The sequence below is a fragment of the Myxococcus sp. AM011 genome (assembly GCF_013372595.1).
GTDB lineage: Bacteria > Myxococcota > Myxococcia > Myxococcales > Myxococcaceae > Myxococcus > Myxococcus eversor.
In genome coordinates this window covers 1-1383 of the sequence record NZ_JABXEM010000551.1, presented here as the reverse complement: position 1 = coordinate 1383, position 1383 = coordinate 1, and the positions used below count along the sequence as shown (strand labels likewise).

1 protein-coding gene is annotated in these 1383 nt (G+C 66.8%); it reads left to right on the top strand.

The window, feature by feature from the left end; all coding sequences use genetic code 11:
* Positions 1 to 44: 44 nt before the first annotated feature.
* Positions 45 to 1383, top strand: a 1339-nt coding sequence (locus HUW62_RS47240) for a CpaF family protein (protein ID WP_176438188.1), incomplete at its 3' end; no start/stop codon positions are given.

The window sequence follows — 1383 nt, the reverse complement described above, 5'->3', positions numbered from 1 at the left end:
GGTTCTTGGGGGTTGGCACCAGCCGCGCTAGCCTGGGGGGCGCCATGACGATGTACACCGAGTCACTCCGCGCCTTCCTCAAGCCCGTCCTGCCCTATCTGGACGACGAGGCGGTGTCGGAGATCATGATCAACGGCCCCACCGACGTGTGGATTGAGAAGAAGGGCCGACTGACGCGCACGGATGCCTTCTTCACCGAGGAAGGTCTCATCGGCGCGGCGCGCAACATGGCCCAGTTCGTCGGCCGCATGCTCACCGAGGAGCGGCCCCGCCTGGACGCGCGCCTTCCGGATGGAAGCCGCATCCACGTGGTGATTCCGCCCATTGCCCGCAAGGGCACCACCATCTCCATCCGCAAGTTCTTCAAGGAAAAGCTCACCATCAATTCCTTGTTGAAGTTCGGCTCGCTGACGCCGCAGATGGCGCGGCTCATCGAGGCGGGCATCGCCACCAAGCTCAACATGCTGGTGGCCGGCGGCACGGGCTCCGGCAAGACGACGCTGCTCAACATCGTCTCCTCCCTCATCCCCGACGACGAGCGCATCCTCACCATCGAGGACTCGGCGGAGCTCCAGCTCAACCAGACGCACGTCGTCCCCTTCGAGAGCCGTCCGCCGGACAAGTTCGGCAAGGGCGGCGTGGACATGGGAGACCTGCTCCACTCGGCGCTGCGTCTGCGTCCCGACCGAATCGTCGTCGGCGAGGTGCGCGGCGGCGAGGCGTTCCACCTCATGCAGGCGATGAACACGGGCCACGGCGGCTCGCTGGCCACCACCCACGCCAACACGCCCACGGACACGCTGCGCCGCGTGGAGTCGCTGTGCCTCATGTCCGGCATCGAGCTGCCCATGGTCGCCGTCCGCGCCCAGGTGGCCAGCGCCATCAACTTCATCATCTGCTGCGAGCGCTTCCACGACGGCAGCCGCAAGACGAGCGCCCTGGCGGAGGTGCTGCCCCTCACGGAGAAGGGCGACTACCGCACCCAGGACATCTTCGTCTTCACGCCCGTCACCAAGGACGAGGAAGGCCACATCCTCGGCTACCACGCGCCCACGGGCATCATCCCCAACTTCGTCGCCAAGGCGAAGGCGTACGGCTTCAACGATTTGGACGAGTCCTTCTTCGACCCGATGACGTACGGAATCCCCCCTCCGCCCGTCTTCCACGCCGGTGAGTCGTACACCGTGCGCTGGGCCCCCTCGCTCAAGCACCGCGAGGAGGGACGTCCTGACCCCGAACACTTCAAGAAGGAGTGGTCCGACTTCGAGGAGAAGTTGAGGCAGGACGCCCGCGACGCCAAGGTCGCCAAGCCCGCGCCCGCCGCGCCCGCCGTGCAGGTGCAGGTGCCCGCGAGCCTCCCCGCGTCGATGTCCAAGCCCGCCA